We start from the raw sequence: 15,207 nt of genomic DNA on the forward strand, positions 1-15,207 counted from the left end.
GGACCCACCGCGCTCCTTCGGGACCCGCCGCCCTCAGGCGGGCAGGGGCGCGGTCCGGCCGAGGTCGAGGCGGAGGTCGAGCTCGCTGCCGGGCACCGGCGCGAGCGCCGGGGGTCCGACGACGACGGTGACGCGCCCGACGCTCACGACGTCGACCGTCGCCTCTGCGACGCCACGACGTACGTGGACGGCCCGAACGGTGCCGCGGAACTGCGGCCCGGCGCCGGGCGCCGACCCGGCACCGACGACGCGCAGCGCGCCGGGCGCGAGCGCGAGCGCGCTCCCGTCGACGTCGAGGCGGGCCTCGTAGCCGAGGAACGACGCGACCTCCCAGGTCGCGGGCTCGGCCCACAGCTGCGCGGGCGTGCCGACCTGCGCGAAGCGGCCGGCGCGCATGACGGCGACGCGGTCGGCGACGGTGAACGCCTCGTCCTGGTCGTGCGTGACGAAGACGGCGGTCGTGCCGGTCGTGAGGAGGGCTGCGCGCAGGTCAACGGCGAGCCGTTCGCGCAGCTCGCGGTCGAGCGCGGAGAGCGGCTCGTCGAGGAGGAGGAGGCGCGGGCGCGGAGCGAGGGAGCGGGCGAGGGCGACGCGTTGGCGCTCGCCGCCCGAGAGGGTTGCGACGGCGCGGCGGCCGTAGCCGGTGAGGCCGACGACGTCGAGGAGCTCGTCGACGCGGGCCGTCGTCTCGGTGCGGGTGCGGCGCGGGGCGCGTCGGCCGTCGACCGTCGTGCGGCCCTCGAGCCCATACGCGACGTTGCCGGCGACGTCGCGGTGGGCGAAGAGCTGGCCGTCCTGGAACATGAGGCCGAAGCCGCGCTCGTGGACGGGTGTGCGTGCGAGGTCGGTGCCGTCCCATGTGACGCTGCCGTCGGCGAGAGGTTCGAGGCCGGCGACGGCGCGCAGGAGGCTCGACTTCCCGCAGCCCGACGGGCCGAGGAGCGCGAGGATCTCGCCGCGCGCGACGTCGAGGCTCACGCGGTCGACCGCGCGGACGGGTGCGGCGCCGCGGGCGTCGGGCGCGTAGGTGACGACGAGGTCGCGCACGGCGAGGCCGCCGGGTGCTGGCGTGGTCATCGTGGTCTCCGTGGGGTGGTCCGTGGTCACAGCTCTCCTGCCGTGTCGCCGCGCAGCCGTTCGGCGAGGAGCATGACGGCGGCGGTGACGAGCGCGAGGACGGTCGCGGCGGCCATGGCGGTGCCGAGGTTCTCGGTGCCGGGCCGGCCGAGGAGGCGCACGATGACGACGGGGAGCGTCGGCGCGTCGGGCCGTGCGAGGAACGAGGTGGCGCCGAACTCGCCGAGGGACGCCGCGAACGCGAAGCCGATCGCGAGCCCGAGCGGCCGGGTGACGAGGGGCAGGTCGACGGTCCGCACGACGCGTCCGGGGGGTGCGCCGAGCGTCGCGGCGGCCTCGTGCTGGCGCGGGTCGACGGCGCGCAGCACGGGCAGGAGGAGGCGCACGACGACCGGCACGGCGACGAGCGCCTGCGCGACGGGCAGCAGCCAGCCGGTCGTGCGCAGGTCGACCCCGAGCACGGGCCGCGTCATGGTGACGAGCAGGCCGAATCCGACGATGACGGCGGACACTCCGAGGGGCAGCATGACGACGGCGTCGAGCACCGCGAGCGAGCGTCGGCCGGCCCGTGAGCGGGGGCGTCGGGAGACGACGAACGACACGAGCCCGCCGACGACGACCGCGATGGTCGCGGCGACGGCCGCAGTCGTGAGCGACGTGAGGGTCGCCTGCCACACGGTCACGGTGAGGCCGGTGCCGGGCCCGGCCTCGGCGAGGCGCCGGTAGGCGTCGAGTGTCCACGTGCCGTCGGTCGTGCGGAAGGACCGGGCGACGAGCGTCGCCATGGGCCACGCGAGCAGCCCGACGACGACGAGGCCCGTCACCGTCGTCGCGAGGACGTCGGTGCGGGAGCGCCACGTGAGGGGACGTTCGCCGCGCGGCTCGGCGTGGAGAGCCAGCGCGCGCTCGCGCGCGGTGCGGGCGCGCGCCGAGACGAGGAGCGCGGCCGCGACGACGAGCATCTGGAGGACCGAGAGGACGGCGGCGGTGCGCAGGTCGAGCAGCTGGGTGGTGCGCGTGTAGATCTCGGTCTCGATCGTCGCGTGCTCGCGCGAGCCGAGGACCATGACGACGCCGAACGCCGTCGTGCAGAAGAGGAAGACGAGGGCGGCCGCGCTCGCGATCGCGGGGACGAGCGCGGGCAGGGTCACCGTCCGCAGGACGCGGGCGGGGCTCGCGCCGAGGGCGCGCGCGGCTTCCTCCGCGCGCGGGTCGAGCCGCGACCAGAAGCCGCCGACGGTCCGCACGACGACCGCGTAGTTGAAGAACACGAGCGCGCAGACGATCGCGGCGAACGTGCCGTCGAGCCCGAGGCCGCCGAGCGGCCCGCCGGGGCCGAGGAGCGCCCGGAAGGCGACGCCGACGACGACGCTCGGCAGGACGAACGGCACGGTGACGAGCCCTCGCACGAGCGTGCGCCCGGGGAACCGTCGGCGGTAGAGCACGTAGGCGCCGGGCACGCCGAGCACGACGGCGACGGCGGTTCCGGCGAGCGCCTGGACGACGGTGGTCGTCACCACGCGCCAGGTGCGGGGCTTCGCGAGGACGTCGGCGACGCCCGCGAGGTCGAGCGCGCCGGCCGCGTCGGTGAGGCCGCGCACGAGCATCGCGACGACGGGCCACACGAAGAAGAGGCCGAGGAACGCGAGCGGCACGGCGGCCGCGAGCGCGAAGGAGGCCCTGCGCCCCGCCGTGGCCCATCCCAACGACGGCCACCGCTCCAGGGGAGCGGCGTCGGGAGGGATGAGCTCGCCGGCGGGGCGCGTGCGGGGGACACGCACCTCACCGGGGACGGGGCGCAGGGCGGTCATGAGGTCTCAGCCCAGGACCGTGTCGGTCCAGTCGGAGATCCACGTGTCGCGGTCGCGGGCGACGACGACGGGGTCGACGGGGATGGGGTTCTCGGCGAGGGCGCCGTGCTTCTGGAACGACTCGGGCAGCGCGACGTCCGGGTCGACGGGGTACATGTACGCCGTGTCGGGGAGGGTCGCCTGGAGCTCGGGGCTCAGCAGGTAGTCGACGACGGCGCGGGCACCGGCGGGGTTCTTCGCGCCGGCGAGGACGCCCGCGTACTCGACCTGGCGCGTGCACGTCGCGGGGAGCGACGCGGTCGTCGTGCCGCCGTCGTCCGTGAGCGTGTAGGCAGGGCTCGAGGAGTACGAGAGGACGATGGGCCGCGTGCCGTCCTCGGCCGCGCCCGTGAAGTCGGAGTAGTAGGCGTCGGACCAGGAGTCGGCGATGCGGACGCCGTTGTCCTTGAGCCGCGTCCAGTACTCGAGGTAGCCGTCGGCGCCGTACTGGCTGACCGTGCCGGCGAGGAAGCTGAGCCCGGGCGTCGACGTCGCAGGGTTGGTGAGGACGACGAGGTCCTTGTAATCGGGCTTCGTGAGGTCGTCGAGCGTCGCGGGGACGGGGACGTCCGGGTTCTTCTCGAACCACACGGAGTCGACGTTGATGCAGACGTCGCCCTGGTCGACGGGCGTGACGGCGTCGCCGCCCGCAACCTTGAGCGGGACTGCGGCTGCGGGGAGCGCCGGGGAGGTGTAGGCCTCGAAGACACCCGCGTCGATCGCGCGTGATGCGAACGTGTTGTCGACGCCGAAGACGACATCGCCGAGCGGTGCGTCCTTCGTGAGGATGAGCTGGTTGACGAGGGTGCCGCCGTCGCCGACCTGGACGACCTTGACGTCGAGGCCCTTCTCCTTGAGGTCGGCGATCTGCTCCTTGCTCAGCTCGTAGGAGCTGTGCGTGAGGAGCGTGACAGGGCCGCTCGCGGGCGCTTCGCTCGTCGAGGCGGTCGCGCCTGGGGTCGTCGTCGAGGCCGGGGTGGGGCCCGCGGACGCGCAGGCCGCGAGGAGCGTCGCCGAGGCGAGCGCGAGCGCGGCGAGCCGCACGGGGTGGCGGCGGGTGGTGCTGGTCGTGCTGTGCAACGTGATTCCTCCTGTGGTGCTAGGAGGGGTCCCGTCGTCCGTCACGGCAGGCCGCGTGGACGACATGGTGAGATGTCCCGACTTCCTCCACCGGTGCTAACCGGGTCAGGTTCGAGGGTCTGCGGTGGTCCGCACTCTCAGCGCTCACGGCTCCCCGCAGCGCTCCCCTGTCGTATCGGCACCAGCATAGTCGGGATCCGCGGGCCGTCCCTCTGTGCACGACCTCCGAACTTCTCCGACGGATTGATGGCTTCCGCCCATCGGAGCGGCGGAAGCCGTCAATCCGCGCGTCTTCTTCAGGACTCGATAGCCCATCCGTGCGCGTCGCACGTCCGGATCGGCTATCGAGCGGCGCTCGGTTCGGTCCGATAGCCGATCCAGGCACGTCACTCGTACGGATCGGCTATCGAGCGGCGCACCGGCCGGGACGCCCGCTCGTCGTCGGGACGCTAGCGTGGGGTGAGGTGCCGACGACGGGTGCGGCACGCCGACCTGCGATGGAGGACACCGTGGCTGACGAGAACAAGGAAGCGCTGCTCGAGAAGGTCATCCTGCTGGCCGCGTCGGCCGGGACGGCGTGGGTCGCGCAGCGTGCGCTCGCTTTCGCGTGGAAGCGCACGACGGGTAAGGACGCGCCGCGCAACGCGCTCGACACGGACGCGCCGAACTCGTCGATCATCATCTTCGCGGCCGTCACGGGTGCGGTTGCCGCGGCGGCGAAGATCCTCGCGGACCGCGGCGCGCGCCGCGTGACGCGCCGGATCAGCGCAGGTCGTCTGCGCTGAGGCTCGCGACTCCGGTCAGCCGACGGCGACCGCGATGCGGTTGTTCCACGGGTCGCTGAAGCGCAGGACGGCCCCGTCGTCGGCGTGCTCGACGCCGCCGTGGGCAAGGCGGTCCGCGAGCGCGCCGATCTCGTCGCGCGTCGGGACGAGGATCGACACCTCGCCGAGGCCGAGCTGGACGGGCCGCGGCCCGGCGCCCATGGACCGCCACGTGTTCATCGCCATGTGGTGGTGGTAGCCGCCGGCGGAGACGAAGAGGGCTGACGTGCCGAGGGTGGCCGTGGCTTCGAAGCCGAGGGTGTCGACGTAGAAGCGGTGCGCGGTGGGGACGTCGCCGACCTGCAGGTGGACGTGCCCGAGCATCGCGGCGGAGTCCTCGGGCCGCTCGAGCGCCGTCTCGGTGAGGTGCTCGCTGAGGAACGCGTTCGGGTCGATGTAGAGGGTGTCCATCTTCACGTGGCCGCCGGTCCACTCCCACTGCTCGCGGGGGCGGTCGACGTAGAGCTCGATGCCGTTGCCTTCGGGGTCGTCGAGGTAGAAGGCCTCGGAGACGAGGTGGTCCCCGGCGCCGGTGTAGAGCTGGGGTGCGTGGGTGGCGACGCGGGCGAGGGCGCCGGCGACGCCGGCGTGGTCGGCGAAGAGGATGGCGGTGTGGAAGAGCCCGGCCTCGCCGGGGCGACGCTCGGGGAGGTCGCGAGCCTCGCGGAGGACGACGAGCGGCACGGTGCCGCGTCCGAGCGTGACGATGCCGTCGCGGCCGTCGGCGGCTGCGCGCTCCATGACCTGGAGGCCGATGACGCGTGCGTAGAAGTCCGTCATGCGGTCGATGTCGCGGACGTAGAGGGTGACGGCGTCCATGTGGGTCGCGGCGGCGAGGCGGTCGGCTGGGGCGAGGGCCGACGGGTTCGCGGCGGCGGCGTGCGCGAGGCGGTCGTTCGCGGCGGGGCCGGACGGGGTTGCGGTGCTCATGGGTGCTCCTCGGGTGGACTGCTCCCTAGTCTGCACCCATTTACTTGAAGCGTCAACTATTGAAGCGGCAACTTCCCGTCGGGCGCTCCCGCTGCGTCGACCGTCACGCTGCGGGCCCGACGGTCACGCACAACCGTCAGGCCCGCACACCTCTCCCGCGCCACCGACCATCGCCAAGGCGCCCGACGCGAGCGCGCCCGGCGCCGCCGGGCCTGCGAAGAGCTGCGTCGGCGCGACCGACGGGTCGGGCGCGGGCGCGCCGAACGCGTCGAGCATCGCGGCGTCGCCGCGGGATGCAGCCTCGGCGACGGGTGCGACACCGTCGAACATCAGCGAGTTCTCGTGGCCGCGCGGGGCGGCATGGACGTCACTCATGGATCCTCCGTGATCCTGGGGGTCAGTCGGTGGTCGCGCGCTCGGCGACGATCTGGCCGAGGATCTGCGCGAACGCCTCACCGGGCTGCGCGCCGGAGATCCCGTACCGTCCATCGACGACGTAGAACGGCACGCCCGTGATGCCGAACGTACGGGCCTGCTCGATGTCAGCGGCGACCGCGTCCGCATGGCGGCCGTCCGCAAGCGCGGCGCGCACCTCGTCGGCGTCGAGGCCGACCTCCGTCGCGAGGCGCACGAGCGTGTCGACGTCGGCGACGTGCTCACCCTGCGCGAAGTACGCCTCGAAGAGACGTTCGAGCATCTCCGCCTGGCGGCCCGCGGCCTTCGCCGCGTGGAGCAGCTCGTGCGCGCGGAGCGTCTTGGTGTGGCGCAGGCGCGCGAAGTCCATGGTGAGGCCCTCGGCGGCGGCGGTCGCGGTCATCTGGCCGAGCATCTGCTCGACCTGCGCGGCGGGCAGGCCCTTGTGGTGGGCGAGGAAGTCGATCTCGGAGCCCTCGAAGTCCACGGGGGTGTCGGGGGCGAGCTCGAAGGAGTGGTACTCGATCTCGACGGGGACGGCGGCGTCGGTCGCGGCGAAGGCCTCGATCCCGGCGGCGAGCCGGTGCTTGCCCAGGTAGCACCAGGGGCAGGCAATGTCGGACCAGATGTCGATCTTCAGCGGCTCAGCGGCCGCGGGCTGGGTGCTCACCCCCAGGGAGCGTCGGGCGAGCCTGGGGTATTCCCCGTCCACAGGTTCGCGCCCCCAGGAGCGCGCCCGACGTCTGGCACCTATCCTGACGGAACCTCTGGATGAAGGACGCACTCATGAAGACAAGGACCTCGCTCGTCGCCGGGCTCGCCGCAGCGGCACTGTGCCTGCCGGTCGCAGCCCCGGCTGTCGCGGCACCATCGTCCGGATCCGCGACGTTCGCCGCCCAGGTGCCCTCTGCCCAGGCACCGTCCGCACGCTCGGGCAGCGTCGGTGGCGCGGCGTCGGCCAAGCTCGGCAAGCCGAGCTACCGCAAGCTCCAGACGACGAAGAAGCGCACGTCGGTGACCGTCCGGGTGACGAAGCCGCGGTACCAGAAGGTCGCGCTGCAGCGGAAGGACTCCGGTAAGTGGCGGACCGTGTCGACGACGCGCGCGCCGCGGGCTGGCTCGAGCGCGAAGGTGACGCTCCGCGTGCCGGCGAAGGCCGGCAACCGCGCGTACCGGGTGGTGCTCGGCAAGAGCAAGCACAACAAGACGGTCGTGTCGAAGTCCTTCAAGATCTTCCAGTCGGACTCGAAGAAGCACGCGAAGTACATCGCGAAGGCGCGCAGCTACATCAAGAAGTACTGCCCGACGACCCCGATCTACATCGACTCCCCCAGAGTCAAGGACAGCTGGGCGATCGGCATGGCGTGGACGCGCTGGAAGGCCACGCCTCGCTGGACGGGCAAGGGCTGGGTCTACGACTGGAAGTGGACGCAGACGATCGAGCTCGCGTCCGGGCAGGACGCCGGCCAGCTGCGTCACACCGCGATCCACGAGTGCGCGCACATCGTCCAGGCACGCCCGATCGGCAAGAGCGAGGCCGCGTATGACGCGTCGAAGAAGGCCGAGAAGAAGATCTTCGCGAAGGGCGCCGCGGACCCGCAGGAGCAGCAGGCGGACTGCATGGCGACCGCGATCACGGGATCGACCCGCTACAACTACTACACGAGCTCCTGCAAGGGATCACGCGCCAAGAACGCGAAGTCGATGTGGAAGAAGTGGGGCCTCAAATACCAGAACCCCGAGCGCAGATGGACGACGCCCGCTGGGTGATCTGACACTTTCCCTGGCTGGCAGGTGGCCCCACATCTCGGCTCGCTGAGCGCAGCCGCCCGGGCTAACGTGACCCCACGGCACTAGCGGACAGGGCGGACCACCATGACAACACGCATGATCTCGGCGCTGACGGCGACTCTTGTCGCCGTCGCACTCGCAGGCGCGGCGCCCGCAGCCGCCGCGCCTCCGCCGGACCCGGACGGGCTCGCTGACACGGTCGCCGCAGGAACGACAAGTGCGGCGCGACCGCTGGGTGGCACGACGGTGGGTGGGGCGTCCGCGGCGCGCTCCGGCTCGTCGGCGGGCGCGTCCGCCTACGTCGCGGGCCTCCTGCGGCGGACCGCGACGATCGCGGACGCACGGGACGATGCATCGCCCCATGCCGGGCAGCGGTTGGTGAAGGTTGTCGCGACCCAGGATGTCGTCGGCCAGCGACTGCGCGCGACCCTGACGTTTGCGGGGGCGCCGAGCGCGTCCCAGAACTCGCTCGCCGTCGTGTGGTTCGGCGAGTGGAGCGGTTCGACGTGCGTCGCGCGTGCTGTGCTCGGGGTCGAGGCCCGCCCAGGAGGGGCGACGACGGGCCAGCATGTCGGCGCGGCAGGCTCGACGGGCACGTTCCCCGTGACCCGCTCTGGCAGCGGCACCGCGGTGACGTTGACGTCGGCGGCCGCGAGCACGTTCCGGCACGCTGACCTCGAGTGCGCGTACGTCGTCGTGCAGAGCGCGGACGGGGCCACCCGCTACCAGTCGTTCTATGCGGAGAAGCTCGAGGAGGTTCACGCGCCACGTCTCGAGGTGACGGGCGGAGAGCCTGTGCAGGGAGCGCGGGCAGGCCGGTGGACGACGCTGCGCCTCAAGGTGCACAACAAGGGTCAGGGTGACGCGCAGAAGGTACGGATCAGCGCCAAGGGCTCCGGTCTGACGATCAAGAGCGCGAGTCGTTCGCTCGGCACGGTCACGGCCCGCTCGAACGAGGCTGTGGTGTACAAGGTGCGGCTCAAGGGCGCGAAGTCCCGCAAGGTGACGTTCACGGTGACGTCGTCGAACGGGTCGCGGGTGACGAAGTCCTTCACCATTGCCCGCGAGCCGGCGCCACGCCGGTACTCGTCACTCGCGGGCAGGTTCTTCTGGGGATATCAGCCGTCGACGATGAGCTCGACGTCCGGGTGGGACAACATGACGATGCGGTTCCTCAACCGCTCCTGGGTGTACATCGGCGACGCGAAGGGTCGCACGCCGTCGTGCAGCCGGTCCTCGACGTCGTGCAAGCGGTACACGTACGACGCGCGCCGTGGCATCGCGAAGATCGGCTCGCAGAAGTTCAAGGTGACGACGAAGGGCTTCTCGTACAAGGTGGCGAAGGGCGATGCCGCGTCGCGCTTCGAGCCTGCGACGCTGCCAAAGCGAGGGACGCGGCTCTCGGCGAACCTCGTGCACCAGAACTGGTCGGGCAGTTGCCTGTTGCAGTGCACCACGTGGACGGAGCGGCTCGTGCTCACGAAGAGCGGCAAGTTCGTGAGGTCCCGCACGTCGCTGGGCAGCTGGCCCGGTCTCGATCTGTTCTGGAGCTCAACGCCCCCGAGTCAGCGAGGGACGTACAAGATCACGCGCGCGGGCGTCATCGAGATGCGTTACGCGAACGGCAAGAAGAAGCGTCAAACGATCGCCGTCGGGCACGACGTGCGCGGCATACCGTCCGCGGCGAGCGGGGGCATCGTCATCGGTCTGACCAACTTCTACCACCAGGATTAACACCGGCGGCGCGCGGGCTCACGGCCCGCGCGCCGCACGAATCCACTCACCCGAGGGGCGCTCCCGGCCGGCGCGTGGACGAGTCGCGTTGTGAGGCTCCTTGGTGACTCAGAGGATCTCCCAGGCTCCGTCTGCCTCGATCGTGACGACCGACGGTCCGCTGCGGAAGTATCGGTTTCCCGAGTACCGGCCGATCTCGTTGACGTGCGTCTCCCACGTCAGACGGCCCCCGAACCTCTCGTCGCGGTGGTACTGCTTGACGATGAAGTTGCTCCTCCCGTAGTGGGCGACACCCTTCGTCACTGCCGCCCCGTCATAGAGAAAGACAGCATCGCCAACTCCGGAGGTCGGCAGCGCGGGTAGCGAGCTGACCGGTGCGACGGTGATCGTCCACGCCCCGTCGGCGTCGATCTCGAGGATGCCCGTCTCGTCGTCGTACGGGCTCAGGCCGGTGGCGGTTGTTCCGCTGTATCTGCCGATCTCGTTGACGAGCAGGTCGCCGTATCCGAAGTCCGCGGTTCGTGCGCGGACGACGAAGTTGCTGCTTCCAGAGTGCTGCGCTGTGACGACGACTGCCTTCCGGCTGCTGTCGAGCGTGATGATGTCATCCCCGTAGCCTGTGTAGGTCGTCGTGGGGAACGTGCCGAAGCTGGCGTCGTAGAACGATGCTACGACCGCACTGGGGGACGTCGTTCGTGAGGTTGTCGTGTACCCGCTGCGCGCTCCTGTGACCGTCGCGCGGATGCGGTGTCCGAGATCGGCGGGGCAAAGCGTGTAGGAGGGCCCTGTCGCTCCTGCGATGGTGGTGCCGTCGCGGGTCCACCGGTACGTGAGGGTCGTGGCGGCAGGGGACCACTGGCCCGTGGCGACCGTCAGTCTCTCCCCCACGGTGGCGCTCCCAAGAAGGCGCGGGGTGCTGGCTTTGAACGATGCGCGCTTCACCGCAACTGTGCGCGCTGACGTGCGCGTCACGGTCTTCGCACCTGCCTTGCGCGCAGTGACCTTGACGGAGATCCGCTTGCCCACCTGCTTAGGCTTCAACGTCAGCGTGGAGCGCGTCGCGCCGGGGATCGGCTTGCCGTTCTGCAGCCATCGGTACGTGAGCTTCGTGCCGCGAGGCTTCCATGGGGCGCTCTTGACCCGGAGCTTCTGCCCGACGATGGCCTTGCCCGCGACGGACACCTTGGGTGCACTGATCTTCGCTGCGGCGACGGTCACGGTCGGCTTGACCTCGGCAGCGAACGCGGGTGCGCCGACCCCGCCCACCGCGAGCGCAAGTCCAAGCGCCCCGGCCAGAATCTTGTGAAGCATTGGTTCCTCTCCCTGTTCGAACCCTGGGGTACTGCTGTTCGCACGCTAGCGCCAGCCACCGACACTCCGAAGCGCACGACCGCGCTAGCCGTGAACATCACGTCACTTCTTCAAAGTGCGACAGTCGGCCTTGCGTCTCGCACGCCCGTTCACGCCCGCGCACGTACTCCCAGGATGCTTCGTGGGTGTGCTCGGGCGCTGCCCCCACAACCTTCGCGGCGCCTCCCTGACGACCTGCGCTCGCGCTGGCTCAGCCGAACCCGACGAGCGCGTCGTACGCCACGAGGACGACGACGGACACGACAACGCACAGCCCGAACCACAGACCGCCAAGGTCGACGGGACGACGGCCCTTCGCGTCCACGTCGAGGAGCCTGACGACGTCCGACTCGACGACCGTGTACGCCGCCGGCACATGACCGGCCATGGCGTGGAGATGACGGGACTCGGCGAGGGCAGCGCGCCGGGAGCCAGCAGGCGCCGCGGGCTGCACGTTGAGGTCCGTCATGTCCGTGATATCGGCCGCGGGACGGCGCGGCTTGAGCGTTCTGGGTGAGGAGATCGCACCCGTGAGAAGGCTCGCGAAGGTGTGGCCGATCCAGAAGGCCGAGCAGAAGATCTTCGCGAAGGGCGCCGCGGACCCGCAGGAGCAGCAGGCGGACTGCATGGCGACCGCAATCACGGGGTCGACGCGCTACAACTACTACACGAGCTCCTGCAAGGGATCACGCGCCAAGAACGCGAAGTCGATGTGGAAGAAGTGGGGCCTCAAGTACCAGAACCCCGAGCGCAGATGGACGACGTCCGCGTCGTAGCCGACTGACGGCTTGGACCCCGCGCCCCGTCGCTGACCTCCCCGAGGTCGGCGGCGGGGCGTCGGCGTTCCCGGCGTGACGCGGTGAACACCGCGAGGGGTTGCCTGGGATCCACTCACGTGCCTATTTTTGTACTGACCAGTCAGTCCAAAGAATGTCGCGGGCCAGACCCGCCGGAGAAGCCACATGGACACCTCCCCCACACCCCGCGCCGCGATCCTCGCCAAGGCGCTGCACCTCGACGGCCCCCACGGCCCCGTCTACGGCCCGCTCGACATGCACGTCGCCGCGGGCGACCTCGTCGTCCTCCAGGGCCCGCAGGGCTCAGGCCGCACGAGCCTCCTGCTCACCCTCGCCGGCCGCATGAAGCCGTCGCGCGGGACCGTCCAGCTCACGGTCGGCGGCCATGACCTGCCCCGTGAACGTCGCGCCGTCCAGCGCCTCAGCGCGATCGCCGGGTTCGCCGGCATCGACGACCTCGAGCCGTCGGTCACCGTCGGCGACACTGTGCGCGAACGCCTCGCGTGGCAGGCGCCCTGGTACGCACGGACTCCGCGCCTCACCGACACGAAGCTGCGGACGCTCGCCGCTCCGGTGTTCGGTCCGCGCCCCGTCCCCGCGGCCTCGACGCTCGTGCGCGACCTCGACGAGGTCGACGCGATGCTCCTGCGCATCGTCATCGCGCTCACGGCACGCCCCGAGCTGCTCGTCGTCGACGACCTCGACCAGGTGCACGACACCGCGCGTCGTCAGATCGTCTGGGACCGCCTCGCGGCGCTCACGACGGCGCCACCAACGACGGCGGGCCTCACGGTCGTCGCGTCGGTCGCATCGGCCGGTGAGGTCGACGCGATGACGTGGCCCGTCGAGCCACGCGTCGTGCGCCTCACCACCGGACCTCAGCTCAGCGCGGACGACACGCCGCACCGCGGCGCACCACACCGGGTCGCGGCCTCCAGGACCCCCGCGCACGCCACACCCACCACCTCCCCCACCGACGAGGAGCCCCTCGCATGATCTCCCTCACCTCGACGGGCACGGAGCTGCGGCGCTTCCGCCGCGGCGCGCTGCCCAAGCTTGCGCTCGGTGCGCTCGTGCTCATCCCGTTGCTCTACGGCGCCCTGTACCTGTGGGCGTTCTGGGACCCGATGGGGCGCATGGACAACCTGCCGGTCGCGCTCGTCGTCGAGGACGCGGGCGCGACGGTCGACGGCGAGCGGCTCGACGCGGGCGCACAGGTCGCGGACCGGCTCACGGACTCGGGCGACCTGCGCTGGGAGCGCACGGACGCGGCGGCGGCGCAGGTCGGTGTCGAGAGCGGCGACTACTACTTCGCGGTGACGATCCCCGCAGACTTCTCGCAGCGCATCGCGGACGTCGCGGGCGACGCACCGGAGGCGGCGAGCATCGCGGTGACCTACAACGACGCGAACTCGTTCCTCGCGACGACGCTCGGCCGTTCCGCGATGGAGCAGGTGCAGACGGCGGTGCGCGAGGAGATTGGCGCGCAGGCAGTTGACCAGGTCCTTGTGGGCCTGGGCACGGCGCGCGACGGTTTCGCGACCGCGTCGGACGGCGCGCTGCGGCTGGGAACGGCGGCGGGCCAGGTCGATGACGGCGCGCAGAAGCTCGCCGACGGTGCGCAGAGCGCTGCGGACGGCGCGGGCTCGCTCGCGTCGGGCCTCCGCGACCTGCGCGACGGCGCGGGCAGCGCGGCAGCGGGCGTGACGAAGCTCGACAAGGGTGCGCAGTCGCTCAGCGCGGGCTCGACGACGCTCGCGACGGGCGCGACGACGCTCGCGACGGGCGTCGGGGACGCGCACGAGGGTGCGACGTCGCTCGCCCAGGGTGCGGACAAGCTCGCGGAGGGCGCGGCAGCGTTGTCGCAGGGTGCGGACAAGCTGGCGTCGGGCTTCACAGCAGACGGCGGCCTCGTCGCGGGCGCCGCGCAGGTCGCCGACGGCGCGGACACGCTGGCCGACGGCCTCGAGGCCGCTGCGCCGACCCTCACCGCCCTGCCGGGGACGCTCTCCGACCTGGGCCAGCTGCTGCAGGCCAACGTTGCGACCCTGAAGGCTCTCGACCCGTCCGGCGCGAACCCGGCGGTGCAGGGCCTTCTCGCGAAGGACACGGCGGCGCTCACGCAGCTCGGCAACGTCGACGGCGCGGCGCTCACGAAGCAGCTCGAGACGGCAGTCTCGGGTGCGCGCACGCTCGCTGACGGCGCCCAGGCGCTGAGCGACGGTGTCGGCACGGCATCGAAGGGCGCCCAGTCGCTCGCCGCCCAGCTGCGCCCGGGCGCAAAGGGCACGACGACTCTGCGCGACGGCATCACCCAGGTGTCGGCCGGCGCGACGAGCCTCGAGAAGGGACTCGCACGCCTCGACTCGGGCGCGGCCGACCTGGCGTCGGGCGCGAGCTCCCTCAAGTCCGGGGCGAGCAAGCTCGCCGCTGGCACGACGACGCTCAAGTCGGGCACGAGCACGCTCCTCGCGGGCACACAGTCCGCGGCCGACGGGGCGTCGGCGCTGGCCGACGGCACGACGACGCTCGCCTCCGGGGCGACGGCGCTGGCCGACGGCACGACGCAGCTCGAGGACGGCGCCGGGACGCTCGCGTCGGGGCTGGTTGACGGCACCGAGCAGATCCCCGACGACCCTGAGTCGCTGCGCACGCAGCGGGCGGACGTCATCGCCGCGCCCGTCGTTGTCACGGACACCGACGTCGCACAGGCCGAGGGCTTTGGTGAGGGCTTCGCGCCGTTCTTCATCTCGCTGGCCCTCTTCGTCGGGGCGCTCATCACGTGGCTGCTCCTGCGGCCGGTGCCGGCGCGGGCGCTCGCGGCGCCTGTCTCGGGTGGGCGTATCGCGTGGGCGGGGCTGTGGCCGGCGCTCATCGTCGGTGTGGGCCAGGTGGTTGTCATGCTGAGCGTCGTCAAGCTGGGCCTCGGCATGCACACGGCGCACCTCGCGGGGGTCGTGGCGTTCACGCTGCTCGTCTCGGCGGCGTTCATCGCGCTGCAGCAGGCGATCATCGCGCTCGCCGGGCCTGCGGCCGGGAAGGTCGTCGTGCTCGCGATCCTCATGCTGCAGCTCGCGTCGTCGGGCGGCACGTACCCCGTGCCCGTGACGGCGGACTTCTTCCAGGCGATCCACCCGTGGCTGCCCATGAGCTACGCGGTCACGGGGCTGCGCCAGCTCATCACGGGCGGCGTGGACGGGCGGCTGCTCGTGTCCGTCGCGGTGCTCGGCGGGACGCTCGTCGCGTCGCTCGCCGTGACGGCGTGGCGGTCGGGACGGATGCGCACATGGACGGTCGACAGGCTGCACCCGGCGATCTCGCTCTGAGCTGTTCCGTCACCGGGCGGATTGTGGGGGCTGG

General features: G+C 71.7%; 14 protein-coding genes and 1 riboswitch. Of the genes, 6 read left to right on the top strand and 8 right to left on the bottom strand.

Annotation, left to right across the window (positions count from 1 at the left end; translation table 11 throughout):
• Positions 1-33 precede the first annotated feature (33 nt).
• The 3 genes from IGS67_RS06615 to IGS67_RS06625 are packed head-to-tail and all read right to left on the bottom strand — an operon-like array spanning position 34 to position 4,007.
• On the bottom strand, positions 34-1,077 hold the full coding sequence (locus IGS67_RS06615; protein ID WP_192279020.1) for an ABC transporter ATP-binding protein: 1,044 nt from the start codon (positions 1,075-1,077) through the stop codon (positions 34-36).
• A gap of 26 nt (positions 1,078-1,103) precedes the next feature.
• Positions 1,104-2,888: an ABC transporter permease gene (locus IGS67_RS06620; RefSeq protein ID WP_192279022.1), complete on the bottom strand. Its 1,785-nt coding sequence runs from the start codon at positions 2,886-2,888 to the stop codon at positions 1,104-1,106.
• A gap of 6 nt (positions 2,889-2,894) precedes the next feature.
• Positions 2,895-4,007 carry a thiamine ABC transporter substrate-binding protein gene (locus IGS67_RS06625; RefSeq protein WP_235977970.1) on the bottom strand — a complete coding sequence of 371 codons (1,113 nt, stop codon included), beginning with the start codon at positions 4,005-4,007 and terminating at the stop codon, positions 2,895-2,897.
• A gap of 65 nt (positions 4,008-4,072) precedes the next feature.
• Positions 4,073-4,186: riboswitch (TPP riboswitch) on the bottom strand.
• Positions 4,187-4,516: 330 nt separating this feature from the next.
• Between IGS67_RS06625 and IGS67_RS06630 the strand changes: the two genes are divergently transcribed.
• Entirely contained in the window at positions 4,517-4,792 is a 276-nt protein-coding gene (locus IGS67_RS06630) for a DUF4235 domain-containing protein (protein ID WP_192279026.1), read from the top strand.
• A gap of 15 nt (positions 4,793-4,807) precedes the next feature.
• Here IGS67_RS06630 and IGS67_RS06635 read toward each other — a convergent pair whose 3' ends face one another.
• From IGS67_RS06635 to IGS67_RS06645, 3 genes are all read right to left on the bottom strand, one after another.
• On the bottom strand, positions 4,808-5,761 hold the full coding sequence (locus IGS67_RS06635) for a VOC family protein (RefSeq protein WP_192279028.1): 954 nt from the start codon (positions 5,759-5,761) through the stop codon (positions 4,808-4,810).
• Positions 5,762-5,884: 123 nt separating this feature from the next.
• Complete coding sequence (locus IGS67_RS06640) at positions 5,885-6,136, bottom strand: hypothetical protein (RefSeq protein ID WP_192279030.1); 252 nt, start codon at positions 6,134-6,136, stop codon at positions 5,885-5,887.
• Between the two features lie 22 nt (positions 6,137-6,158).
• Complete coding sequence (locus IGS67_RS06645) at positions 6,159-6,845, bottom strand: DsbA family oxidoreductase (RefSeq protein WP_192279032.1); 687 nt, start codon at positions 6,843-6,845, stop codon at positions 6,159-6,161.
• A 116-nt stretch (positions 6,846-6,961) separates the two neighbouring features.
• Here IGS67_RS06645 and IGS67_RS06650 point away from each other — a divergent pair, with 116 nt between their 5' ends.
• A complete protein-coding gene (locus IGS67_RS06650) occupies positions 6,962-7,945 on the top strand; it encodes a hypothetical protein (protein WP_192279034.1) in 984 nt (327 codons plus the stop codon).
• A 105-nt stretch (positions 7,946-8,050) separates the two neighbouring features.
• Entirely contained in the window at positions 8,051-9,700 is a 1,650-nt protein-coding gene (locus IGS67_RS06655; RefSeq protein WP_192279035.1) for a hypothetical protein, read from the top strand.
• Between the two features lie 108 nt (positions 9,701-9,808).
• Here IGS67_RS06655 and IGS67_RS06660 read toward each other — a convergent pair whose 3' ends face one another.
• Positions 9,809-11,011 carry a hypothetical protein gene (locus tag IGS67_RS06660; RefSeq protein WP_192279036.1) on the bottom strand — a complete coding sequence of 401 codons (1,203 nt, stop codon included), beginning with the start codon at positions 11,009-11,011 and terminating at the stop codon, positions 9,809-9,811.
• 250 nt (positions 11,012-11,261) lie between these two features.
• Positions 11,262-11,519 carry a hypothetical protein gene (locus IGS67_RS06665; RefSeq protein WP_192279037.1) on the bottom strand — a complete coding sequence of 86 codons (258 nt, stop codon included), beginning with the start codon at positions 11,517-11,519 and terminating at the stop codon, positions 11,262-11,264.
• A 31-nt stretch (positions 11,520-11,550) separates the two neighbouring features.
• Here IGS67_RS06665 and IGS67_RS06670 point away from each other — a divergent pair, with 31 nt between their 5' ends.
• From IGS67_RS06670 to IGS67_RS06680, 3 genes are all read left to right on the top strand, one after another.
• Entirely contained in the window at positions 11,551-11,826 is a 276-nt protein-coding gene (locus IGS67_RS06670) for a hypothetical protein (RefSeq protein ID WP_192279038.1), read from the top strand.
• A 186-nt stretch (positions 11,827-12,012) separates the two neighbouring features.
• A complete protein-coding gene (locus IGS67_RS06675) occupies positions 12,013-12,843 on the top strand; it encodes an ATP-binding cassette domain-containing protein (protein ID WP_192279039.1) in 831 nt (276 codons plus the stop codon).
• Complete coding sequence (locus tag IGS67_RS06680) at positions 12,840-15,173, top strand: YhgE/Pip domain-containing protein (protein WP_192279040.1); 2,334 nt, start codon at positions 12,840-12,842, stop codon at positions 15,171-15,173. The genes IGS67_RS06675 and IGS67_RS06680 overlap by 4 nt, the downstream gene beginning before the upstream one ends.
• The last annotated feature ends 34 nt before the right edge of the window (positions 15,174-15,207 follow it).

This window comes from Flavimobilis rhizosphaerae, assembly GCF_014852685.1.
GTDB lineage: Bacteria > Actinomycetota > Actinomycetes > Actinomycetales > Cellulomonadaceae > Flavimobilis > Flavimobilis rhizosphaerae.